This is a genomic window from Levilactobacillus yonginensis (genome assembly GCF_964065165.1).
Lineage (GTDB): Bacteria > Bacillota > Bacilli > Lactobacillales > Lactobacillaceae > Levilactobacillus > Levilactobacillus yonginensis_A.
In genome coordinates this window covers 702788-726343 of record NZ_OZ061549.1, presented here as the reverse complement: position 1 = coordinate 726343, position 23556 = coordinate 702788, and the positions used below count along the sequence as shown (strand labels likewise).

The following is a 23556-nucleotide window of genomic DNA, read 5'->3' as shown; positions in this document are numbered from 1 at the left end:
CTGACCTTGTCGTCAGCCCGCTTTTTTGTGTACAATAGACTAGACTGACTATCAAGGGATTAATAGCCAATAATTTAAAATATAAACTAGCCCCTGTGGCTAGGCTTAAAAACACTTGGGGAATGAGTAAAGTGGCCGTCAAACGGCGGCGTCTCCTCCCACACCATGAAAATCGACGAGTACGCTCGTCAAGGAGGAAGAAACACATGGAGCACTATGACGGACCGGCCTTTTTCCGGAAGTTTCCGGTAGAACCGACCCCGGAACAGTTAGAAGATACAATGGACCAGCGTGCAGAACGGCAGGTCAAACAACGCGAGCAACGCAACGAACGCTTGCGCATCAGAAAGGAACGGGAACTGAAGCGACAAGCGGCAACCCAGCCGGTCGCGACACCTAAGCAATCAGTCACTAAGGGACAATCAGAAGTTCGTGACCAACGTCCCAGTCGAACGACCGTTAGCAAGCCAGCTGAACCCGTAGAAGCCCAAAAGGAACCAGTAGCTGGCAGTGCCAGCTACCGGCCATTTCAAATTACCCCGATTCCTAAGCAACTGCACCGGCAGCGGTCGGTTTCGAAGACCCGTCAACGTTACCAGCATTTAGTGGCGCAGCTTCAAAAACCCGCTGACAGTTTCTTTCTGATTGGTCAGCCAGGAGAGATGGCCGTGACCACGCCGGGAACCTTGACGGTGACGGATACCCAGTCAGCGCCAGCAACGGTAGCTGACCAGCCGGAAACTGTGCCGGAAGAGAATCAGGTTGCGACACCGGTTGCCCCAACTGTCGTGTTCTATCCACAACACGCAGCTAAGGAACCCGTTCAGGCAGATGACGCAAGTGACGACGTATCGGCCACTGCTGATCAAGCAGTCACGTCAGATACTGTGAGTCAGCCGTCAGTGCCAGAGGGTCCCACCATTGGAGACGTTGAAGAGGTGCTATCTGAGGAAGATTCAGCTCAGGATGAGCACCCATTGAAGGCTGAATCAACAGCGACTAAGAACGAGACGGTTGACCCTCGGCAGGCCGCTTATTTGCCTGTGGGAACGTCAGTGGACGACAAGCAAACTAGGGTAGGGGAGAGCTCTGAAACGGATTCAGAGACCGAAATGAGTGACTCAGAAGCCCCAGAAGCCCCAGCTGATGATCAGAGTTCTGACTTAGTAGACGCTGAACCGGTAGTTCATGATGAGGACAATGCTGAAGTTGATGTCGAAGGGGCCACCAATGCCGACCACAAATCGGCTGAAGATGCATCGGCTCAACCGGAAGAGGTCAAAGAATTGCTGAACCGCGCTATGGATGATCAAACCGATACGTCTGACTCTGTGGCTTCGAAGGATGCGTCCGAGCAAGTTGATTTGCCTGCGGATACGCGGCCTGAATCTGTAAAGCCAGCACCCAAGGCGGCTAAGGCTAAACCTGCCCGCGGACTGGGCCACTCACTAGGCGATATCATGCAAGAGGAAGGCAATGATCAACGGAGTTTGGCACTCTTTGATCGCCCAGAAGTTGCCGCCACATCTGAAGAAGAACCGCTGGATACGACGCGGGGCTACCATTTCCCTGATGTTGACCTCCTGCCTAAGCCCGTAGTACCTGACGAAGCGGCTTTAGACGAATGGATCGAACACCAAGCTGAGGTCCTAGACGCCACGTTAAGTGCCTTCCACGTGGACGCACACGTGACCGATTGGACGGTTGGACCAACCGTAACGCAGTTCCAAATTAGTTTGGCACTGGGAGTTAAAGTCAATAAAATCACCAATTTGAATGATGATTTGAAGCTGGCCCTGGCAGCGAAGGATATTCGAATTGAAGCACCGATTCCTGGGAAGACCACGGTCGGCATTGAAATTCCTAACCTGAAGTCGCGACCAGTCATGTTGTCTGAAATTTTGAATTCCACAGCCTTCAAGAATAGTGAGTCACCGTTGACCGTAGCGTTAGGAGTCGACCTCTTTGGTAAACCACAGGTCACGGATCTACGAAAGATGCCGCATGGGTTGATTGCCGGGGCCACTGGGTCCGGGAAGAGTGTCTTTATCAATTCACTGCTATTGTCGATTCTGTATAAAGCCACGCCGGCGCAGGTCAAGTTACTCTTGATCGATCCTAAGGCCGTTGAAATGGCGCCATACGATGGCTTGCCACACTTACTGTCACCAGTTATTTCTGATCCCAAGGCGGCTGCGGCAGCTTTGAAATGGGTCGTGACTGAAATGGATCAACGCTACGAAAAGCTTGCTGCAGCGGGAGTTCGGAATATTGAACAGTTCAATGACCGGGCGGATGCCAATGATGAGCCGGCGCTGAAGATGCCATACATTGTAATCATTATCGATGAATTAGCTGACTTGATGATGATGGCAGCCAGCGAGGTTCAGGATTACATCGTGCGAATCACACAGAAAGCGCGGGCAGCTGGTATTCATTTACTGGTAGCCACGCAACGGCCAAGTGTTGATATCGTGACTGGAACGATTAAGAACAACATTCCTACACGAATTGCCTTCATGGTTTCAAGCCAGATTGATTCACGGACTATCTTGGACACGGCTGGGGCTGAAAACCTGCTGGGTCGTGGAGATATGCTGTATCTGGGTAACGGCGCCAGTCAACCGATGCGTCTACAAGGAGCATTTGTAGAGTCCGAAGTGGATGCCATTACCGACTACGTCAGAACCCAGGGTCAACCCCATTACGCGTTTGAGCCTAAAGGGCTGTTGCAACGAGAGACGGCGGAAGAGAATCAAGATGAGTTATTGCCAAAGGTCTTAACCTATATTGCGGCAGAAAAATCCGTTTCAACTTCGAAATTACAACGGGTCTTTTCCATTGGCTATAATCGAGCGGCTAACCTGATTGATGATTTGGAGCAACACCACTATGTGTCCCCACAACACGGGTCAAAACCTCGAGAAGTTTATTTAACACCTGAAGATTTGGATAAGGATTTGCCTGAACCTCATGCGGGGGGCACCCATTAAGTCATTGTTAAGCCACGGGCTCAATCCTTGAGGAATCCTTTTCCGGGGATAGGGGATATGCTAAAATAAGAATTGTAATCACTCGACTGGCTGAGGAAACTGCGCCTCGGTTTTACTTGAGTAGAAAAGAGGATCATTTAATGGACAACGCAACGGTTTACCACTTCGTAGGAATTAAGGGATCAGGGATGAGTGCGCTCGCTCTGATTTTGCATGATAAGGGTTTTAAAGTACAAGGCTCCGATATCACCCAGTACACGTTTACACAACGTGGCTTGGAACAGGCCGGCATCGACGTAATGGCGTTCGATGAAGCCAATATTCACGAAGGGCTCACCGTCATTGCGGGGAACTCCTTTACGGATGATCATCCTGAAATTAAGAAGGCCCGGGAGATGGGTCTACCCGTCTACCGGTATCATGAATTCTTAGGCCATTTGATCGAAGGCTATACCAGTATTGGTGTCGCTGGTGCTCATGGAAAGACCAGCACTACCGGTTTATTAGCTCATGTGTTGGGTGGAATTGCGCCGACCTCTTATTTGATTGGGGATGGGAGTGGTAAGGGAACCCCTAACGCCCGCTTCTTCGTCTACGAAGCGGATGAATACCGGCGTCACTTCTTAGCCACCAAGCCGGACTACGCAATTATGACTAACATTGACTTTGATCATCCCGATTACTACACCGGAATCGATGATGTCTTTAACGCATTTGAAACGTGGTCTAAGCAGGTTAAAAAGGGTATCTTCGCTTGGGGAGATGATCCTGAGTTACGAAAGATCAAGACGGATGTCCCCGTTTATTACTATGGGACTAGCGAACGAGACGACTTCCAAGCTGTTAATATCAAGCGTTCAACGACTGGCTCGTCATTTGATGTAATGCACGGGGATGAATCCTTAGGTAACTTTGAAATTCATTTGTACGGTGAACACAATGTGTTGAACAGTTTGGCTGTTATCGCTGTTGCCTATTTTGAAAAGGTCGACATGAATGAAATCAAGCGCGAACTCCTGGACTTCAAGGGGGTCAAGCGTCGGTTTACTGAACGGAAAGTGGCTGACATGACCATCATTGATGACTATGCGCACCATCCTTCAGAAATCAAAGCCACATTGGACGCTGCTCGGCAAAAGTATCCGGATAAAGAGATCATTGCAGTCTTCCAGCCACATACTTTCAGTCGGACGATTGCGTTGATGGATGATTTTGCTAAGAGCCTGAATCTGGCGGACAAGGTCTTTTTGACCAACATCTTCAGTTCAGCTCGTGAAACACAAGGGGCTGTTTCAAGCAAGAACCTTGCGCAAAAGATCGCCAAGGGTGGCGAGATTCTGACGGTGGATAATATGTCACCATTGTTGGACTTCCATGATGCTGTCGTAGTTTTCATGGGTGCCGGAGACGTACAAAAGTACGAACGGTCCTATGAAGAACTACTGAGTCACTTATCTTTAAAAGATAACTAAATTTAGAACGTCGGACAACTAGTCGAATTAGTTGTTCGGCGTTTTTGTATTGAACGTCCTGATTCAATTAGTATGATAAGAATTGCCTTTTTTTTGCGGAGTTGTATGCTTGGGCTTATTACATATTTGGGGGCGTTTACGTTTGGAAACAAAGACAGAAGGTAGTTGGTTAAAAAACCAACTGTTTACGAATTGGAAGAAGTTTGAGATTAGTTATGTAATTGTTCTGATTCTCTTACAGATTGTGGTGTATTTCATTGCACCGGATAGCATTATTGGAATGATTTCAGGCGTTGCTGGGGTATTGTGTCTGGTGTACGGGATGAAGGGCCGCAAGATTTCCTTTATTTTCGGGTTAGTCCAGTGCCTCGCTATGACTTACATCGCCTGGATCAGTCACGCATATGGGTCCTTTGCTATGGACATCATTTACGTAATTTCACAACCCATTGGGTGGGTTATGTGGGGGCAAGACGAAGCAACCCGGTCGTTTAAACCAACCACAAAACGCTGGATCTTCGCCGGTGCCTTTGCTGCTTGGCTAGTGGGTTGGGTCGTCCTATCGTTATTGCATGGCCAATTACCATACTTTGATTCCATTAATTTTGTGGTTAGCTTGATTGCGCAATTATTGTACATTCTGAAGTTCAAGGAAAACTGGTCGCTGTGGATCGTCGTCAATATTGCCAACGTCATCTACTGGGGGGCTCTGACCACTCAGGCCCTGATGGGAACTGCTCAAGTTGGCACATTGGGGGCCAGTCTTTCTCAGGTAGCCTTACAACTGGCCCTGCTATTTAACGCTGTCTATGCGAACAAAGTCTGGGCTAGTGGGGAAGCTGATAATGAAGGTGGTGCCGGTAAGTAGGGTTAGCTTCTGTTAATCTAAGGTATTAGGGTAAAGTTAACGATAGGACGACTGATTACTTGTGTTTACGGTTAGTTTTGTTAAAATATACTCTAATAACCCCGAAACTGGTTGTGATTTTAGTGGCGACCAAGTCGGGAATTGATTGAAAGAAGGAGCGTTTCAATGAACAACTTTGATCAGCAACCCCGTACGACGGTCAACACCGAGGTCGGCCTTAATAGCTTTTTAACCAAGATGTTTGGTTGGATGGGTGCGGCCGTGTTGGTCTCCGCTGTGACGGCGTTTTACATGTCCACGCAGGTAACTCTCTTGCAGAGCTTACACGGTGGCAGCCTGTGGATTCCAATCATTGTTTGGTTTATCCTACCGTTCGTAATTAGTGGACAGTCCATGAAACGGCCAACCGTGGCTTTAGTAGGGCTTTTCGTTTATGCGGCCGTGACGGGGGCTGTCGTGTCCACGTATTCCTTGATTTTTACGAAGGAAGCCATGACCAGTGCGTTTGTCTCAGCGGCAGCTATCTTTGTGACCATGGCCGGTATCGGTCTCTTCACGAAGCGTGATCTCAGTAAATTTGGGACTCAGGCCACAGCGGCTTTAATCGGACTAATCGTGGCGATGGTCATCAACATGTTCTTACAGAACAGTTTCTTAACGTTGATTTTTTCATTCGTCGCTGTGATTATCTTCTCCGTTCTGACGGCGTTTGATACGCAACGGATGCAACAGATGTACCTCAAGTATGGCGATCAGGTTTCTGTCACTGGTTTAGCTGTTAACGGGGCCTTGCAACTGTATTTGGACTTCGTCAACCTGTTCTTACAACTCTTACAAATCTTTGGTATATTCGGCGGCAACAACGATTAACCGTCCGGTAACTTAAGGGGTCGAGACACTTGTCTCGGCTCCTTTTTTCTTTTTCTCACCGCCCTCAATACTGCTGGTTAGGTGGGGGCGGAAAATGACGATTAAATGTGTCTGAAATGGCAGGTGTGACGACTGGATTTAGGCTACGCTAGGTAACATATCGGCATTGGCTAATAGATGGTAACGGCATTATTCGGCATCTCAGGTGATCAGTTTTTGGTAATGGAGGAGTGAAAAACGCTATCCCACTACCATAATTTCCAACGGATTACCCGTTATTGTTTCGGGTTTGGACAGTTTTTTGGTAAAATAGACTTAGAATACTCGAGCATGGTTAGCATGACTCGAAAGGAGCGGAACATGGCGGAAAAACGTTTATTATTGATTGATGGTAACAGTGTCACTTTTAAGGCTTTTTTCGCGCTATACACGGCACTGGGGAAGTTCACCAACAGTGAGGGCCTCCATACCAACGCCATTTACGGCTTCAATACGATGCTGGAAACGATGTTAGATGTGGTCAAGCCCACACACGCATTAGTAGCTTTTGATGCGGGGAAGACAACGTTTCGGACAAAAATGTACGACAACTATAAGGGTGGCCGGGCCAAGACGGCACCAGAACTCTCGGAACAGTTCCCTTACGTTAAGGAACTCTTGGCTGCACGAGGCATCCAAACCTACGAATTGCCCGACTTTGAAGCTGATGACATCATCGGGACCTTGGCTCGTCAAGCTGAGGAAGATGGGTTTACCACGACCATCGTGACCGGTGACCGGGACTTGACGCAATTGGCTGACGAACATACAACAGTTTCAATTTCCAAAAAAGGTGTTAGTGAGATTGAACACTACACGCCCGCTTACGTGAAAGAAAAGATGGGTGTGACGCCAGAGCAAATCATTGACATCAAGGGGTTACAGGGGGATAACTCTGACAATTATCCAGGGGTCGCTGGTGTTGGCCCTAAGCGTGCCGTTGATTTGGTTGGCAAATACGGTAGCATCGAGAACATCTATGATCATATTGATGAGATTACCGCTAAGAAGCTAAAGGAACATCTGCTTGAGGACCACGACCAGGCACTTCTAGCCAAACAATTAGCCACAATTAAACGGGATGCGCCCGTAGCCAAGCGCGTTGAGGACTTGGTTTACACCGGAGATGATACGGACAGTTTGGTGGCCTTCTATCAACGGATGAACTTCAATCAATTTTTAAGCAAAATGAGCATTGACGGTGAGGCACCAACGGCAACGCCAGGTTTGGAAGAAATTACTTACACGGTCTTAACGGCGGACAATTTACAGAAATTGCCAGCATTTGAGAGTGGTTGTGAATTTTATTTAGAAATGTTAGCCGATAATTATCATTTAGCGGACTTGGCTGGATTCGCGATCGGTAATGAAGATCATTGGTGGGTCAGTCGAGATGTCAGCCTCTTACAGCAGGCACCCTTAAAGACGCTTTTAGAGTCGTCTAAGGTTGCTAAACAAGTCTTTGACGCCAAGCGGACATACGTGGCTTTACAACGCTTAGGCATTACTCTAGCAGGGGTTGATTTTGACCTACTCCTGAGTTCATACCTTTTGAACACCTATGACAATAGCAATGATTTGGGCCGAGTTGCGATGGAACATGGCTATCACCAAGTTGCTACGGACGAAGATGTCTATGGGAAGGGTGCTAAGGAGGCTATTCCCGATGACGATGATGTCTTCTTCAAGCACCTAGCACGGAAGACCCGAGCCATTGAGCAGTTGCGGCCGCAATTATTTAAAGGGCTAGAGGAAAATGAACAGACGAAACTTTACCGTGAGATTGAATTGCCAATGGCCTTTGTCTTGGCACGAATGGAAGTTGCCGGCATTACGGTTCAAGCCTCAGAACTGGAGGCCATGGGTAGCAAATTCACGGAACAGTTGGCTGAAATTGAACAGACCATTTACAACGAAGCGGGCGAAGAGTTTAATATTGGCTCACCTAAGCAACTGGGGCACATCTTGTTCGAGAAGATGGGGTTACCCGTTATCAAGAAGACCAAGACAGGTTATTCTACGGCCGTTGGTGTTCTGGAAAAACTAGCAGCTGAGGCACCTATCGCTGAAAATATTTTACGCTACCGGAAGATTGCGAAGATTCAGTCCACCTACGTTGAAGGATTGTTGAAGGTGATTCATCCGGATGACCATAAGGTTCACACGCGGTACCTTCAAACGTTGACGCAGACGGGGCGGCTATCATCCGTTGATCCTAATCTGCAAAACATTCCAGTGCGCAATGAAGAGGGGCGAGCCATTCGTAAGGCGTTTGTCCCCCGGCACCCTGATTGGGAAATCTTTTCTTCTGACTACTCGCAAATTGAATTGCGGGTGCTAGCTCATATGAGTCACGACGCCAATATGCAGGAGGCCTTCCGCGAGGGTCAAGATATTCATGCCGCTACTGCGCGTCGAATCTTCAAGATGGGGCCGGACGAAGAAGTTACACCGAATATTCGGCGGCAGGCCAAGGCCGTGAATTTTGGAATTGTCTATGGTATCAGCGACTTTGGATTGTCACAAAATATTGGTATTTCACGTAAACAGGCCAAGAACTTTATTGACACCTACTTTGAGGAGTACCCTGGGGTTAAGGCGTACACGGAGCGAATGGTCCAACAAGCCCACGAACTTGGGTATGTAGAAACGATTGCGCACCGGCGGCGGTATTTACCGGACATCAATTCCCGCAACTTTAATCAGCGTTCTTTTGCTGAACGGACGGCGATGAACACGCCAATTCAGGGGAGTGCAGCTGATATTATTAAGATTGCTATGATCCGGATGGAAGCGGCCTTAAAGGAAAAGAAGCTACAAGCTACCATGTTGCTACAGGTTCATGATGAGTTGATTTTTGAAGCACCAGCTGAAGAAATTGAAACGCTGGCCAAATTGGTGCCCAGTGTGATGGACTCTGCCATTGACTTAGAAATTCCGTTGAAGGTGGAAAGTCATTACGGACCAACCTGGTATGACGCTAAATAGTCGGTAAAAGGAGAGGTCAGTATGCCAGAATTACCTGAAGTTGAAACAGTTCGACGGGGGTTGACCCGCCTAGTTGAGGGGGCCACGATTGATCACGTTGAGGTTTTTTATCGTAAGATGGTGACACCTGAAGCCGAGGTGTTTACCGTGGAGTTAATTGGCAGAAAGATTGAGCGAATTGATCGACGGGGAAAGTATCTCCTCTTTCGATTTAGTGGTGACCTAACACTGGTTTCACACCTGCGGATGGAAGGAAAGTATGATGTCCAGCCGGAGGGTAGCCCGGTTTTGAAGCACACCCACGTGGTTTTTCATTTGACGGACAATCGTGAGCTTCGCTATACCGATACCCGGAAGTTTGGTCGGATGCGCCTAGTGCCGACTGGTACTGAGGAAACGGCTCTGCCATCGTTAGGCAAGTTAGGGCCAGAACCGACTGAGGACTCGTTAACGCTGGCTTACATGCAGACGATTTTTGGTAAGTCTCACAAAATTGTGAAACCATTTTTGCTGGATCAAACGAAAATTGCTGGTTTGGGCAATATTTATGCGGATGAAGTCCTCTGGTTATCCAAAATTAATCCATTGACGCCAGTCGATGAATTGACGAATGCACAATTGGAAACCTTACGGGAAAACATCATTCAAGAATTGGCCATGGCAATTCAGGGACACGGAACAACCGTGCATTCATTTTCGACCGCTTTTGGTGAGGCCGGTCAGTTTCAAAATCAGCTTCATGTTTATGGCCGAGAGGGCGAAGCCTGCGAACGTTGTGGAACTGAACTGGTTAAAATCAAGGTGGCTCAACGTGGTACGCACTACTGTCCACATTGCCAGCCACTGCCACCTGAAGCTTTAGAGGCGGTAACCGATGAGTGAAATCTGGGGGCTGACCGGTGGCATTGCGACGGGTAAATCGACGGTCAGTACCTGGTTACGTGAGGCAGGACTGCCGATTATTGATGCGGATGTGATTGCCCGCCAAGTGGTGGCACCTGGGACGCCAGGACTTAGTCGAATTGAACAGGCTTTTGGTGCTGAATTTATTCACGATGGTGCGTTGGACCGGCAGAAATTGGGCCAACTTGTCTTTCATGATCCCGAACAACTGCACCAACTAGAAAGCATCACGACGCCACGGATTCAAGCTGAGATTCAACGCCAATTGGCTGTCTATCGTGCGGCTAAGGCGCCTGTTGTCGTGATTGATGCCCCGACCCTTTTTGAGGTGGGTTACTTGGTAGACCTCGTCGACCATATTCTAGTGGTAGCTACGGACTCAGTCACACAACAGCAACGGTTAATGGCTAGGAATCACCTCTCTGCAGTGGATGCTCAGGCCCGTATGGCGCGACAATGGCCCATTGAGGAAAAGATTGCCCGCGCTACCGTTGTTATTGATAACGGGGGAACGATTGCCCAAACGTTACAACAAGTGGTAAAATGGCTTGACACGAACAATTTTGGAAAAAGTCAACAAATTAAACGAGGTGACCAATAATGCAGTGTCCGCACTGTCATCATAATGGATCGCGGGTCGTCGATAGCCGGCCCACAGACGACGGACGAGTTATTCGCCGGCGCCGGGAGTGTGAGAGCTGCGGCTTTCGTTTCACGACGTTTGAACGGGTCGAAGTGACGCCGTTGTTGGTGATCAAGAAGAATGGGACTCGTGAAGAGTTCAACCGCGAAAAGATTTTGCGAGGGATTATTCGTTCAGCAGAAAAGCGACCAGTCGGCATGGACGTTATGACGAACGTTGTCGATGAGGTTGAAAACAAGATTCGGGCGCTGGGCGTCAACGAAATTTCAAGTCAGTTAATCGGGGAATATGTGATGAACCGGTTAGTGGATGTCGATGAGATTGCCTATATCCGATTTGCTAGTGTCTATCGGCAATTCAAGGATACTGGTGTCTTCTTTAATGAATTAAAGGACATGCTAGACAAGGATAAGATTAAAGCGACTAAAGAAAAGGATTCAAGTAAAAAACGAACGAACCACCAAAGTGAGGCGAAATAAGGCATGGAGGATTCCTGGCACCAGTTGCAACCAAAGACCGGCTTTTTGGTTCGGTTGGCAGACCGGTTGACCGATCAAAGTTGGCAAACTTTGACGCAGCTTTACCAGCCGATTATTGGACCGAGTGCCGCGGGGCTCTACTCGGCCCTTTTTTGGCTCCCTGAACGGTCTAATTATAAGCGACATGCCACGATTTTAGGCTTACTCGGGATGGACCTGGCAAATTTTTATCAGGCACGATTGCGGTTGGAAGCGACCGGACTCTTGGTGACAACTTACAAGACGCGTGATGAACTGACGAGTTTTACCTACGAGTTGCACGCGCCCTTGTTACCAGTGGACTTTTTCAAGGATGATCTTCTCAGTGTGCAGCTTTTAGGGGTTGTGGGTGAAGAGTTGTATCGCACGCTCGTTACCAATACGACGTCTAAACCGCTGCCAGCTAATGATGAGCAAGACATCACCAAAAACTTTTTGGATGTTTTTCATGTCGACGGACAGGAACTCAGTCGCTTGCCGGCTGCAATTACGGCTACTCGAGAAACACTACCGACGAGCAGTGCGGCTCCGGCAATTTTACCCACGCAGGATGAGGATTTTGATTTCAAACTCTTAGGTGAAATTCTAGAACATTCATTCATCGAAACCCAGGCATTGCGCGGACAACGTCAGTTACTTTTGACTGAGCATGCCACCTATGGCCTGGACGAGGTTACAATGGCCCGTTACGTCGGAGAGGCAACGGATCTGGCTACCAATCAATTTAATGCCGAACAGTTTAAACGGATTATTGCTCAGCACTTTGGGCAGCAGCATCGAGGGGTGACGGCAGCTGCTATGGGCACTCAGGCCACGCCGGCAGCTCAGCCAGCGAGTCAGGTATCCCGGGCAAACTCTGCCGAACAGGCTTTACTCCAGGTTGCTAGCAAGACAGCACCCGCAGTCTTTTTGCAGGCCATCAAGCAAAAGAACGGGGGGTATGTCACGGATGGGGAACAACGGATCGTTCGTGATTTAGTCAGCCGACAGTTGTTCCCAGAAGCCGTCTTGAATTTAATGATTTACCACGTCTTGGTAGACGAGGACCGGCCAACCCTGAACAAGAATCTACTGGATACGATTGCGAATGATTGGAGTCGGTCTAAGATTACGACGCCGCAGTTGGCGATTCAGAAGATTCGTGAACGACAGCAGGCCGCACGTAAGCCACGCCAATCCCGGCCCCGGCAGTCAACCGTTAAGGAGACTTTGCCGGATTGGGCTAAGAAACCCGCCGCAAATGAAGAGACGGCAACGGCGAAGCTGACGCCGGAACAGCAAACCCAATTACAGGCACGAATCGCAAAACTCAAAGATCGTAACGCACAAGGGAAGGAGGAATAAGCGATGGAGGATCTCAGTAAAACCATGCAACAATTGATGAATTCTCGTCATTTGAACGACAACTATCGGCAATTGATGGCTAAGGTCTACGACGACCCTAAGGTGACAGCCTTTTATCAGGCCCACAAGGAAGAATTAACTGAGGACGTTCTGACCCGGTCCGCTGCTAAACTCTATGAATTCGTTTCGGAACGTGAAAAATTGGCTAAGGGTGGGACCACTTTTGCAACTGGTTATGAACCGCAGTTAATTGTCTCCAATCATTTGATCGATGTGGCCTATGTTCCAACGGCGGCGACACAAGAAAAGCAAGCCCAGCAACAGCTTCGTCAGCGAGTGAAGTCGATTGCCATGCCTAAGAGTATTCGTGAGGCAAGTCTAGATAATTTTGACCAGGATTCTGATCGCGCGGAGGCTTTAATGGCCGCATTAGATTTTGTGGATGCCTATGAAGCCAGTCCGAAACGGCGACACCAGGCACTTTATTTAGCTGGTAGTTTTGGCGTTGGAAAGACGTATTTGCTGGCCGCCGTTGCCAATCAATTAGCGGCTGATGGATTTTCCACCACGTTAGTTCATTTCCCTAGCTTTGCGGTGGAGATGAAGAATGCCATCGCCCAGAATGGGGTAGCAGACAAGCTAGATGCTTTGAAGCGGGCCCCTATCTTGATGGTTGATGATATTGGGGCGGACGCTATGTCGGCCTGGGTTCGCGATGATGTCTTAGGCGTTATCCTGGAATATCGGATGCAGGAGGAGCTGCCAACCTTTTTCAGCTCGAATTTTTCGATGGCTCAGTTAGAGAAAGAGCATCTAAGAATTTCGACGCGAGGGGACGATGAACCCTTGAAAGCGCAGCGTTTGATGCAGCGAATTCGGTTCTTAGCACGAGAAATCACAATGGTGGGAGTTAACCGCCGACCACAATAAATTCCGTTATATCGGGGATGAACTTACCTTGTGCTAAAACCATGGTGCCGTAATGGTTTGCCATTGTGAACGAATGGTTAATTAAAAATTTTCACAATTTATTTTAATATTGTCCTTGACAATAATTCTAGAATGGTGTTTACTGTATGTATTGAAGCGGTGATGAGAAACACAATAACCACTTAGCACTCACAGGAAGAGTTGGTCTTGCTTGGAAGCCGGCTCGTGTGCTGATGATTATTACCATTCTCTAGCTATCGGGAGGAAATTTCCGGTCGGGTCGTTCCGTTATTAACGAGTTGAGTCCATGGAACTTAGTTCTGTGGAAAAATCGGGTGGAACCACGTTACGACGTCCCCAGTATCTATGATGATACTGGGGACTTTTTCGTTCTTTCCCCCAAAATCATAACAAGAAGGAGATCATGTATTATGGCAGATATTTCTATTAAGTTCCCTGATGGTAAAGTAAAGGCATTCCCAGCTGGCTCATCCGCAGCAGATGTCGCAAAGTCAATTTCCATCAGTTTAGCAAAAGAAGCTGTTGCCGCTAAATTTAACGGCAAGCTGGTTGATTACTTAGCACCACTTTCTGATGATGGGAGCATCGAAATCGTCACCAAGAAGGATGCTGAAGGCTTAGCTGTTTTACGGAACACAACCGCTGCCTTATTACGGATCGCGTTAAAGAAAGCATTCCCAGCTATTCGTTTAGGTGAAGTTAGTGCCGACGAAGATGGGTTCTACGTTGATACCGACAAGGACGAACAACAAGTTAGTGTTGATGAATTAGACTCCTTAGCCGTTATCGTTGAAAAGCTGGTGTCTGACAAGTTAGACATCAAGCGGATCTCCTTAAGCAAGGATGACGCCTTAGCTTCAGTAAAGGGCGACCAATACAGTTCAGAATTAATTAAAGCCATCGATGGCGACGAAGTTTCCTTCCTCCAAATCGGTGAATACCAAGTACTTAGTGACGGTGCCCAATTAGTAAACACTGGCGACGTTAAGCACTTCAAGTTCCTCTCAGTTGCTGGTGCCTATTGGCAAGGCAAGTCTTCAAACCCAATGTTACAACGGATTTACGGGACTGCTTTCTACAACCAAGCTGATTTAGATGAAGATTTGAAGAAGCGCCAAGAAGCACGTGAACGTGACCACCGGGTTATCGGGAACCAATTGGATCTGTTCTTCGTTGATCCTAAAGTTGGTGCCGGCTTACCATACTGGATGCCAAACGGTGCAACTATCCGTCGTGTGATTGAACGTTACATCATTGACAAAGAAGTTGCTAACGGTTACCAACACGTTTACACGCCAGTCTTAGCTAACCTTGATCTTTACAAGCAATCAGGTCACTGGGCTCACTACCGTGAAGACATGTTCCCACCAATGGATATGGGTGATGGCGAAGAACTTGAATTACGGCCAATGAACTGCCCTAGCCATATTCAAATTTACAACCACCACATCCGTTCTTACCGTGAATTACCAATGCGGATCGCTGAATTAGGGATGATGCACCGTTACGAAAAGTCTGGTGCTCTGAGTGGTTTGCAACGTGTTCGTGAAATGACGTTGAACGATGGTCACACGTTCGTTGCTCCTGATCAAATTCAAGAAGAATTCAAGAGTATCTTACGGTTGATGGTTAAGGTTTACGATGACTTTGACATCAAGGACTACACTTTCCGTCTGAGCTACCGTGACCCTAAGAACACTGAAAAGTACTTCGATGACGATGAAATGTGGAACAAGGCACAAGCTATGTTGAAGGGTGCCATGGACGAATTAGGCTTTGACTATGTTGAAGCTGAAGGTGAAGCCGCATTCTACGGTCCTAAGTTGGATGTACAAACGAAGACTGCCTTGGGTAACGAAGAAACGTTATCAACTATCCAATTAGACTTCATGATGCCAGAACGCTTCGACTTACACTATGTTGGTGCCGATGGTGAAGAACACCGTCCAGTTATGATTCACCGTGGGTTAGTTTCAACGATGGAACGTTTCGTTGCCTACCTGACGGAAATCTACAAGGGTGCCTTCCCAACCTGGTTAGCTCCTAAGCAAGTTACGATTATCCCAGTCTCTGAACAAAAGAACGGGGCATACGCTGACAAGCTGGCTGCTGAATTGAAGGCTGCTGATGTTCGGGTCAACGTCGACAAGCGTGGTGAAAAGATGGGCTACCTGATTCGGGATGCTCAAACGCACAAGATTCCATACACGTTGGTTGTTGGTGACGACGAAATGAATAACGGTAGTGTTTCTGTACGTAAGTACGGTGAAGAAGACTCTGTTTCCGAAAGTAGCGATGCTTTCGTTAAGCAAGTCTTAGCTGACATTGCTTCTTACAGTCGTGATGCTGACGCCGAAGAAAGCGCCGTTGAACAAAAATTGGAAAACTAATTACTTGCTAACTAACTACATGTAAAAACTACTTCCTTCCTATTATATAAACAAGTAAATAGATTTCTTCCAGCCACCTTCGATTGCGTTCGAGGTGGCTGGTTTTGTTTAGGTAGATTCCAAGGTTAAATCGATGATATATTCCAAACGGGGTTGTCGACCATGGCAATCCCGGTTTGTTAGTCTTTAAAGGGGACTAGAGCGATTAAACAATCTGTGTTACGCTTTACTCTGTTATGCGATTGAATTTGTGATCGTGGTCTTGGTTATTGTGATCAATCGCTTCGATCACCGTAATGAGATACTTGGTGTTAAATCCGAGCAGTAGCCTGGTTGGACACCTGATAGAGGGTCCTGGTGAAATTTAACGGGTCTTTCTGTAAGTATTTGGAAATGCCCGTTGACAGGTAACCAGTTAGCTGGTATGATAAATAAGTTGAGAAATTAAGCAGAGGCTTCCGCTTCTCGCCCTGTGGCTAACGCTGCTGGGCTGGATATGCACGTTAGTTCGACTATTTTAGTTGGATTTCATGCGGGAGCCGTTTGATTGTTGATCAGAGGTTCCCGCATTTTTTTGTGAGTGAGATTTCTGCAGTTCTCGAGAATTTTTTGGAGGTGGATTACCATAGCAAACGACACGATTGTCAACGAGGGGATTCGCGCACGTGAGGTTCGATTGATTGCCGGCGACGGTGAACAATTGGGGATCAAGTCTAAAAGCGAAGCTTTAAAAATTGCTGAAGAAGCAAACCTCGATTTAGTTTTGGTTGCACCGAAAGCTAAGCCACCAGTAGCCCGGATTATGGACTACGGGAAATACCGCTTTGAGTTGCAAAAGAAGCAACGCGAAGCTCGTAAGAAGCAAAAAGTGATCAGTGTCAAAGAAGTACGGTTAAGTCCTACGATTGATACCAACGACTTTAATACCAAGTTAAAGAACGCTAAAAAGTTCTTGGCTAAGGGTGAAAAGGTTCGTGTATCGATTCGGTTTAAGGGTCGGGCCATCACTCATAAAGACATTGGTCGTGAGGTGCTCAACCGAATGGCTCAGGAAACTTCTGATGTCGCTACCGTTGAACAACGACCAAAGATGGACGGTCGGAGCATGTTCTTGATGCTTTCGCCCATCGCTGAGAATAAGTAGAGTTGATTGTGGTAGCTTCGGCTACCGATTTAAGGAGGATATTTCGTATTATGCCAAAGATGAAGACTAACCGCGCCGCAGCTAAGCGTTTCAGAGTAACTGCCAAGGGCGGTATCAAGAGTGCCAACGCTTACACGTCTCACCGTTTCCACGGTAAGACCAAGAAGCAACGCCGGAACCTTCGTGGTACCCGGATGATGAACGAAACGACCATCAAGACTTACCGTTCTCTGTTACAAAAGTAAGCGGGTCACCAATTTTCGGGTCGACGAAGAGTCGACATAATGTTTGAATTGATTTAGGAGGAAAAGATTATGCCACGAGTTAAAGGCGGTACTGTTACACGCGCACGTCGTAAGAAAGTTTTAAAGTTAGCTAAGGGTTACCGTGGTTCAAAGCACCGTTTATTCAAGGTTGCTAAGGACCAAGTCATGAAGGGTCGTCAATACGCCTTCCGTGACCGTAAAGCCACTAAGCGTAACTTCCGGAAGCTCTGGATTGCCCGGATCAACGCCGCAGCCCGGATGAACGGTCTGAGCTACAGCAAGTTGATGCACGGTTTGAAGTTAGCCAACATCGACGTAAACCGTAAGATGTTAGCCGACTTAGCAGTGAACGATGCTGCTGCATTCAAGGCTTTAGCTGACCAAGCTAAGGAAGCTTTGGCTGCTTAATCAGTCGATTGGAAAAGACTTCGCGTATGCGGAGTCTTTTTTAGATTCTAGGAAATGGTTTAATCAAAGATCAATTTCAGTTAGACATGCAAACCTAACCGTTCCTGGTGGTAAAATAGACCTAGATTGCGTATAATAAAAAGCTAGACATGCCGGTAACGGTAATAGGACGAAGGGGGGCAGTCACCCGCATGGTTTCTGGATTCAAACCCACGTGGATGGTTACGAACATATACGATTTGACACCGGGGCAACTAAAAGCAAACGGGGTCCGAGCGGTGTTGACCGACCTGGATAATACCTTGATTGCCTGGAATAATCCGGATGGGACACCAGAACTGCGTCACTGGTTGACACTACTCGAAATGGCTGATATTCAGGTCATTGTCGTGTCAAATAACAGTCGTGCTCGGGTCGATCGGGCCGTGGCACCTTTTGAGTTGCCCTACATTCATCGCGCGTTAAAACCACTACCATGGGGGTTGAATCGCGCACTTCATCGTTGGCATCTACGCCGTGATGAGGTGGTCATGGTGGGTGATCAGCTGTTGACTGACGTCTGGGCAGCACACCATAGTGGTGTCCGGAGCGTTTTAGTGAAGCCCATTTTAAAGTCAGATGCGTGGATCACAAAAGGTAATCGATTATTAGAAAAGGTGGTTATGTGGCGTTTACGGCATGACTATCCCGAATTAACTTGGCAGGAGGATCTTGATGAACGACAAAGACATTGAACCCGTCTTAATTGACGGTGAGCCACTACACTGTATTGGGTGTGGTGCAGAGATTCAAACGACGGATAAGACGGCACCGGGTTACACGCCGCAATCTGCATTAGATAAGGGATTGGAAAAGGAAGAGGTCTATTGTCAGCGGTGCTTCCGGTTGCGTCACTATAACGAAATCGTCCCCGTTGGCTTAACGGATGATGACTTTTTGAACCTATTGACCCAGATTCAGGACGCCAACGCCCTGATTGTTTACGTCGTGGACATCTTTGATTTCAATGGGAGTGTCATTCCTGGTCTACATCGGTTCGTTGGGAGCAATCCTATCTTACTGGTGGGGAACAAGGAAGACCTGCTACCCCGCTCCTTAAAACGCAGTAAGTTACAGGATTGGCTGCGTCAACGGGCTAATGAACAGGGGTTACGCCCAATTGATGTGACGCTGTTGAGTGCTAAGACTAATCAGTCCGTTGATGGCCTGCTTCAGTTGATCAATAAGTACCGGGGCGACCGTGATGTGTACGTGGTTGGGGTCACTAATGTTGGGAAGTCAACGTTGATTAATCAAATTATCCGGCAAAACACTGGGGTTAAGGATTTGATCACGACTTCCCGGTTCCCCGGGACCACGTTGGACAAGATTGAATTACCTTTGGATGACGATCACGTCTTGGTCGATACTCCTGGGATTATTCAAAATCAACAAATGGCGCACTTCATTGATGGTAAAGATCTGAAGATTGTCACGCCACAGAAGCCTGTCAAACCTAAAAATTACCAATTAAATGAACAACAAACCTTGTTCTTAGGTGGTGTTGCGCGGTTTGATTACACCAAGGGTCCTAAGACGGGATTTACGGCGTACTTCGAAAATAATTTGTACCTTCACCGGACTAAATTGGAAAATGCGGATGATTTCTATGAACGGCAACTGGGACAGTTATTAACACCACCACGGGCCGAAAATATGGATGATTTCCCACCGTTAGTGCCACATGAATTCAAGACCACCATGAAGAGTGATTTGGTTTTTGAAGGATTGGGTTGGATCACCGTTCCAGCCGACGCACATGTGACGGGCTGGGCACCAGCCGGTGTTGGCGTATTACTACGTCGCGCAATGATTTAAAAATGGAGGACGACAACTTGTTACGAGGGAAACAGAAGCGTTACTTACGGGCCCATGCCCACAATATGCGACCATTATTTTCTATTGGGAAAAATGGTTTAACGAGTGCTTGGCTGGATCAATTGACTGGTGCCTTGGAAAACCGGGAACTGATCAAGGTTAATTTACAGCAGAGTGCAGAAGTCTCCGTTGATGAGACAAAAGCATTTATTGAAGATAATACGGACATTCAAGTGGTTCAAACAATCGGCCGGGTGCTAGTCTTGTACCGGGTTGCGACGGACCAAGAAAATCAAAAGATTTCACCAATCGTGGAAAACATGTAGGGAGGTCTTGCAGTCGTGGTAAAAATTCAAGAGCGAACGAGTACGCAGGTCGTGACTGAAATGACAGCGACCGCTAAGAAACGGCGCATCGGAATTTTGGGAGGAACGTTTAATCCGCCGCATCTGGGACATCTAGTCATTGCTGACCAGGTTGCTACCCAATTGGGGCTGGATCGGGTCCTTTTCATGCCGGATGCTGAGCCGCCTCACGTTGACCGCAAATTGACGATTCCTGCGAAGGACCGCGTGGCCATGGTTAGGGGTGCAATTGCGGACAATCCTCGGTTTGATTTAGAGTTAACGGAAGTTGAACGGGGGGGACGTAGTTATACCTATGACACAATGTTTCAGCTGACGCGGGCTCATCCGGAGAACCAATATTACTTTATTATTGGTGGCGACATGGTGGCTTACTTGCCCAAGTGGTATCGCATTGATGAACTCCTAAAATTAGTTCAATTTGTAGGTGTCTGTCGCCAAGGATTTTCGCATCAATCACCGTATCCGGTACTATGGGTGGACGTGCCACAAATTGGTATTAGTTCCACAATGGTTCGGGATCAGGTTCGGCGCGGCCAGTCGGTCCGTTATTTAGTGCCGACCATGGTTGATCTCTATATAAAGGAGCATCTCTTATATCGTGACTGAATTGACCTATCACGCAAACATTTTTCCTGGGACTCGGGATGAACTATTAGCAAAAATTGAAAAACAGTTGAAACCCAAGCGTTTTAAGCACGTCCAACGTGTGGAACAAACGGCGCTGCGATTGGCAAAAGCGAATGGTGTTGATCTGGAAAAAGCTAGTATCGCAGGTTTGACGCACGATTACGCTAAGCAACGACCAGCTGAAGACTTTATTCAGGCAATCAAAGACTATCAGCTTGCGCCGGAATTATTGAACTACGGGAACGCAATCTGGCATGGCGTGGTTGGTGCTGAGCTGATTAAGCATGAGCTGGGTATTTATGACGAAGACATTCTCAATGCCGTTCGACACCATACCACTGGTGCGGCGTACATGTCGCCACTGGAGCAAGTCGTCTACATGGCGGACTTTATTGAGCCGGCCCGGGATTTTCCCGGTGTTGATGATGCGCGACGGTTAACGGACAAAGAATTGGCCATGGGTGTGGCTTATCAGGCCAAACATACACTGGCTTACCTGATTGACAATAATCAACCAATTTATCCAAAATCTCTAGATACCTACAATGCGTGGGTACCCCAATATCCAAACGTTTGAGAGGAGAAAAGGCATGGAAAGTAAACAAATTTTAGAAATTGCGGTTAAAGCCGCAGAGAACAAACGGGCAGAGGAATTAACTGCCTTAGATATGACCAAAGTTAGCTTGTTAGCCGATTACTTTTTAATCATGGAAGCAAATTCGACGCGGCAAGTCCAAGCCATTGCAGATGAAATTACGGACCAAATGGCTGCTAACAACGTTGAGGTTCGTGACGTTGAAGGTAAGGATGCCGCTAGCTGGATCCTGATTGACTTGGGTGACGTGGTTGTTCACGTCTTCCAGAAGGATCAACGGAGCCATTACAACTTGGAAAAGCTTTGGTCCGATGCGCCAACCATGGATCTGGGCGAATGGGTTGAAGCATGATTTATCAATCCTTTGCTGAGCTTTACGACGAACTTTTCGATCCAGCCATGTATGATCAGTGGCTGGATTTTGTCGCTAAGCGTGTGCAGCCGCAGAGTGGGAGTGTATTAGATCTCGCGTGTGGAAGTGGCCGCTTAGGCGTCTTATTGGCTGAACAAGGCTATGATGTAAGTGGCCTGGACCTCTCAGAGGAAATGCTGGCCCTTGCTGCTGAACACGCGGAAGAGGCCAATGTGACCATGCCGTTGATGGCGGGGAACATGTTAGACTTGAGTGAAATTGAGACGTATCAAACGATTACATGTTTTGCGGACTCATTTTGCTATTTGCCCGACTTACCAGCCGTGACTAAGGCCTTTCGCGAGGTTCATGGTCACCTGGCCGTTGGTGGAAAGTTTTTATTTGATGTGATTACGCCACATCAAACGGACGACGTGTACCCAGGATACATGTACAACTACGTCGATGACACGCGGGCCTTTGTCTGGACCAGTTACGGGATTGAAGACGAGGATCACGCTGCCGAACATGAACTGGCTTTCTTTACGCTGGACCAAGAGACTGGACAGTATCGTAAGGTGACGGAACTGCACCATGAGCGGACCTATGAGCTAGCGGATTATCAGACGGCCTTAGCGGATGCAGGGTTAACGTTACAACGAGTCAGTGCTGATTTTGGTGAACATGAAGTGGCCGCAGATACCACCCGGTGGTTCTTCGAGGTCACACGGGAGGCATAGAATGCTACAGGCTGTGGGAATCATTGCGGAATATAATCCATTTCATAATGGGCACGCCTATCAGGTAGCCACGGCCAAACGCCAGACGGGTGCTGACGTGGTTGTTGCGGCAATGAGCGGTAACTGGGTCCAGCGGGGCGAACCCGCCCTACTGGACAAGTGGCAGCGAGCGGAAGCAGCGGTGGCTGGTGGTGTTGATCTGGTGATTGAATTACCGGGGGCCGCGGCGTTACAGCCTGCTCACCTGTTTGCACAGGGTGGCGTCGCCTTGCTAACGGCAATGCAGTGTCACTGGTTAGCCTTTGGGACGGAACATCCGAATATGGATTACCGGCGGCTGATGGCCCACTTACCAGATGATCCGACGACCTTTAAGCAATTTGACCAGACCTATGCGTCCCTGTTTCAGGGGTATCTCCGGGAACAAACGGGGATTACTTTGAATCTAGGGAATGATATTCTAGGATTCTTCTACGCCTTGGCGAACCAGCGACTAGGAGACCCCCTAGAATTGCTTCCTCTGGCACGAAAGGGTAGTCAGCATGCCGATACCAAGATTGCCACAGATGGCGCGTATGCGAGTGCTACGGCAGTTAGGCGAGCAGTGTTGCATCAGGATTGGGCAGAGGTCCAATCTGTGGTGCCCCCCCGGACACTGGCATTGGTTCAGCAGGGCCCGTTGGTGACCTGGGAGCACTATTGGCCAGCTTTACGCTACTTGCTGCTTAGCGGGCACGTGGCTGATTTGCGGCGCAATTACCAGATTACAGAGGGGGTCGAGTACCGCTTGAAACGGGCGGCGTTGACCAGTGATAGTTTCGAAGCATTCATGCACACAGTGAAGACCAAACGCTACACTTACACGCGCTTGCAGCGGCAAGCGGCGTACCTATTAGTTCAGGCACGGCCGGCCGAAATGAATCCAGAACCGACGTATTTGCGGGTGTTAGGGTATTCGGCAGCAGGCCGGTCCTACCTACATCAAATTAAGAAGCAGGTCACTTTGCCGTTGATCAGTCGAGCTGACCGTGATTGGCAAAAGGGACCGGGTGAATTTGATGACCGGCTGGGCACGCTACGAACCATGCTAACGGGAATTCCACAAGATTATGGCCGAATTCCCGTAAAAATAGCGGATTCAGACAGACTATCAAGGAAATTACCTTGACATCACATTTTTTGACAGGTATAATTTATCTCGTTGCATTGGAGGGATTGCG

At 48.0% G+C, this 23556-nt stretch carries 22 protein-coding genes and 1 other annotated feature; all 22 genes read left to right on the top strand.

Annotated elements, in window-relative coordinates; all coding sequences use genetic code 11:
- Positions 1-206: 206 nt before the first annotated feature.
- The 22 genes from AB3Y94_RS03560 (at position 207) to AB3Y94_RS03455 (ending at position 23504) form a co-directional block, all read left to right on the top strand.
- Entirely contained in the window at positions 207-2993 is a 2787-nt protein-coding gene (locus AB3Y94_RS03560; protein ID WP_367295114.1) for a DNA translocase FtsK, read from the top strand.
- Positions 2994-3133: 140 nt separating this feature from the next.
- Positions 3134-4465 carry a UDP-N-acetylmuramate--L-alanine ligase gene (murC, locus tag AB3Y94_RS03555; protein ID WP_125683390.1) on the top strand — a complete coding sequence of 444 codons (1332 nt, stop codon included), beginning with the start codon at positions 3134-3136 and terminating at the stop codon, positions 4463-4465.
- A gap of 142 nt (positions 4466-4607) precedes the next feature.
- A complete protein-coding gene (pnuC, locus tag AB3Y94_RS03550; RefSeq protein ID WP_125683259.1) occupies positions 4608-5333 on the top strand; it encodes a nicotinamide riboside transporter PnuC in 726 nt (241 codons plus the stop codon).
- 165 nt (positions 5334-5498) lie between these two features.
- Positions 5499-6203, top strand: a complete 705-nt coding sequence (locus tag AB3Y94_RS03545) for a Bax inhibitor-1/YccA family protein (RefSeq protein WP_125683261.1) — start codon at positions 5499-5501, stop codon at positions 6201-6203.
- A 360-nt stretch (positions 6204-6563) separates the two neighbouring features.
- A complete protein-coding gene (gene polA, locus AB3Y94_RS03540) occupies positions 6564-9230 on the top strand; it encodes a DNA polymerase I (protein ID WP_125683263.1) in 2667 nt (888 codons plus the stop codon).
- Positions 9231-9251: 21 nt separating this feature from the next.
- A complete protein-coding gene (mutM, locus tag AB3Y94_RS03535) occupies positions 9252-10112 on the top strand; it encodes a bifunctional DNA-formamidopyrimidine glycosylase/DNA-(apurinic or apyrimidinic site) lyase (RefSeq protein WP_125683266.1) in 861 nt (286 codons plus the stop codon).
- On the top strand, positions 10105-10734 hold the full coding sequence (gene coaE, locus AB3Y94_RS03530; protein WP_125683268.1) for a dephospho-CoA kinase: 630 nt from the start codon (positions 10105-10107) through the stop codon (positions 10732-10734). Before mutM ends, coaE begins: the two co-directional genes overlap by 8 nt.
- On the top strand, positions 10734-11255 hold the full coding sequence (nrdR, locus tag AB3Y94_RS03525) for a transcriptional regulator NrdR (RefSeq protein ID WP_125683270.1): 522 nt from the start codon (positions 10734-10736) through the stop codon (positions 11253-11255). Before coaE ends, nrdR begins: the two co-directional genes overlap by 1 nt.
- A 3-nt stretch (positions 11256-11258) precedes the next feature.
- A complete protein-coding gene (locus tag AB3Y94_RS03520) occupies positions 11259-12638 on the top strand; it encodes a replication initiation and membrane attachment family protein (RefSeq protein WP_125683272.1) in 1380 nt (459 codons plus the stop codon).
- Between the two features lie 3 nt (positions 12639-12641).
- Complete coding sequence (gene dnaI, locus AB3Y94_RS03515; RefSeq protein WP_125683274.1) at positions 12642-13568, top strand: primosomal protein DnaI; 927 nt, start codon at positions 12642-12644, stop codon at positions 13566-13568.
- Between the two features lie 431 nt (positions 13569-13999).
- A complete protein-coding gene (gene thrS, locus AB3Y94_RS03510; protein WP_367295113.1) occupies positions 14000-15979 on the top strand; it encodes a threonine--tRNA ligase in 1980 nt (659 codons plus the stop codon).
- A gap of 440 nt (positions 15980-16419) precedes the next feature.
- Positions 16420-16561 (top strand) — a sequence feature (ribosomal protein L20 leader region).
- A 58-nt stretch (positions 16562-16619) separates the two neighbouring features.
- Positions 16620-17123 carry a translation initiation factor IF-3 gene (gene infC / locus AB3Y94_RS03505; protein ID WP_125683392.1) on the top strand — a complete coding sequence of 168 codons (504 nt, stop codon included), beginning with the start codon at positions 16620-16622 and terminating at the stop codon, positions 17121-17123.
- Between the two features lie 50 nt (positions 17124-17173).
- Positions 17174-17368, top strand: a complete 195-nt coding sequence (rpmI, locus tag AB3Y94_RS03500) for a 50S ribosomal protein L35 (protein ID WP_125683278.1) — start codon at positions 17174-17176, stop codon at positions 17366-17368.
- A gap of 69 nt (positions 17369-17437) precedes the next feature.
- Positions 17438-17797, top strand: a complete 360-nt coding sequence (rplT, locus tag AB3Y94_RS03495; protein WP_125575242.1) for a 50S ribosomal protein L20 — start codon at positions 17438-17440, stop codon at positions 17795-17797.
- 191 nt (positions 17798-17988) lie between these two features.
- Positions 17989-18531 carry a YqeG family HAD IIIA-type phosphatase gene (locus AB3Y94_RS03490; protein WP_125683280.1) on the top strand — a complete coding sequence of 181 codons (543 nt, stop codon included), beginning with the start codon at positions 17989-17991 and terminating at the stop codon, positions 18529-18531.
- The gene (yqeH, locus tag AB3Y94_RS03485) at positions 18512-19654 is read left to right on the top strand and encodes a ribosome biogenesis GTPase YqeH (protein ID WP_125683282.1); all 1143 of its coding nucleotides are present in this window, start codon (positions 18512-18514) and stop codon (positions 19652-19654) included. The genes AB3Y94_RS03490 and yqeH overlap by 20 nt, the downstream gene beginning before the upstream one ends.
- A gap of 2 nt (positions 19655-19656) precedes the next feature.
- Positions 19657-19980 carry a ribosome assembly RNA-binding protein YhbY gene (yhbY, locus tag AB3Y94_RS03480; protein ID WP_125683284.1) on the top strand — a complete coding sequence of 108 codons (324 nt, stop codon included), beginning with the start codon at positions 19657-19659 and terminating at the stop codon, positions 19978-19980.
- A gap of 15 nt (positions 19981-19995) precedes the next feature.
- Positions 19996-20628, top strand: coding sequence for a nicotinate-nucleotide adenylyltransferase (locus AB3Y94_RS03475; RefSeq protein WP_125683286.1), 633 nt, complete (start codon positions 19996-19998; stop codon positions 20626-20628).
- Entirely contained in the window at positions 20618-21226 is a 609-nt protein-coding gene (gene yqeK, locus AB3Y94_RS03470; protein WP_125683288.1) for a bis(5'-nucleosyl)-tetraphosphatase (symmetrical) YqeK, read from the top strand. The genes AB3Y94_RS03475 and yqeK overlap by 11 nt, the downstream gene beginning before the upstream one ends.
- 13 nt (positions 21227-21239) lie before the next feature.
- Entirely contained in the window at positions 21240-21596 is a 357-nt protein-coding gene (rsfS, locus tag AB3Y94_RS03465; protein ID WP_125683290.1) for a ribosome silencing factor, read from the top strand.
- Positions 21593-22336, top strand: coding sequence for a class I SAM-dependent methyltransferase (locus AB3Y94_RS03460; RefSeq protein WP_125683292.1), 744 nt, complete (start codon positions 21593-21595; stop codon positions 22334-22336). The genes rsfS and AB3Y94_RS03460 overlap by 4 nt, the downstream gene beginning before the upstream one ends.
- 1 nt (position 22337) lies before the next feature.
- Entirely contained in the window at positions 22338-23504 is a 1167-nt protein-coding gene (locus AB3Y94_RS03455; protein ID WP_125683294.1) for a nucleotidyltransferase, read from the top strand.
- The last annotated feature ends 52 nt before the right edge of the window (positions 23505-23556 follow it).

Bases quoted from the DNA above. Each gene is read 5' to 3' on its own strand.
- AB3Y94_RS03520 (WP_125683272.1), top strand. From the start codon at position 11,259: ATGGAGGATTCCTGGCACCAGTTGCAACCAAAGACCGGCTTTTTGGTT.
- rpmI (WP_125683278.1), top strand. From the start codon at position 17,174: ATGCCAAAGATGAAGACTAACCGCGCCGCAGCTAAGCGTTTCAGAGTA.
- rplT (WP_125575242.1), top strand. From the start codon at position 17,438: ATGCCACGAGTTAAAGGCGGTACTGTTACACGCGCACGTCGTAAGAAA.
- AB3Y94_RS03490 (WP_125683280.1), top strand. From the start codon at position 17,989: ATGGTTTCTGGATTCAAACCCACGTGGATGGTTACGAACATATACGAT.
- mutM (WP_125683266.1), top strand. From the start codon at position 9,252: ATGCCAGAATTACCTGAAGTTGAAACAGTTCGACGGGGGTTGACCCGC.
- yhbY (WP_125683284.1), top strand. From the start codon at position 19,657: ATGGAGGACGACAACTTGTTACGAGGGAAACAGAAGCGTTACTTACGG.
- AB3Y94_RS03545 (WP_125683261.1), top strand. From the start codon at position 5,499: ATGAACAACTTTGATCAGCAACCCCGTACGACGGTCAACACCGAGGTC.
- AB3Y94_RS03560 (WP_367295114.1), top strand. From the start codon at position 207: ATGGAGCACTATGACGGACCGGCCTTTTTCCGGAAGTTTCCGGTAGAA.
- polA (WP_125683263.1), top strand. From the start codon at position 6,564: ATGGCGGAAAAACGTTTATTATTGATTGATGGTAACAGTGTCACTTTT.
- rsfS (WP_125683290.1), top strand. From the start codon at position 21,240: ATGGAAAGTAAACAAATTTTAGAAATTGCGGTTAAAGCCGCAGAGAAC.
- nrdR (WP_125683270.1), top strand. From the start codon at position 10,734: ATGCAGTGTCCGCACTGTCATCATAATGGATCGCGGGTCGTCGATAGC.
- yqeH (WP_125683282.1), top strand. From the start codon at position 18,512: ATGAACGACAAAGACATTGAACCCGTCTTAATTGACGGTGAGCCACTA.
- murC (WP_125683390.1), top strand. From the start codon at position 3,134: ATGGACAACGCAACGGTTTACCACTTCGTAGGAATTAAGGGATCAGGG.
- AB3Y94_RS03455 (WP_125683294.1), top strand. From the start codon at position 22,338: ATGCTACAGGCTGTGGGAATCATTGCGGAATATAATCCATTTCATAAT.
- AB3Y94_RS03460 (WP_125683292.1), top strand. From the start codon at position 21,593: ATGATTTATCAATCCTTTGCTGAGCTTTACGACGAACTTTTCGATCCA.
- dnaI (WP_125683274.1), top strand. From the start codon at position 12,642: ATGGAGGATCTCAGTAAAACCATGCAACAATTGATGAATTCTCGTCAT.
- coaE (WP_125683268.1), top strand. From the start codon at position 10,105: ATGAGTGAAATCTGGGGGCTGACCGGTGGCATTGCGACGGGTAAATCG.
- thrS (WP_367295113.1), top strand. From the start codon at position 14,000: ATGGCAGATATTTCTATTAAGTTCCCTGATGGTAAAGTAAAGGCATTC.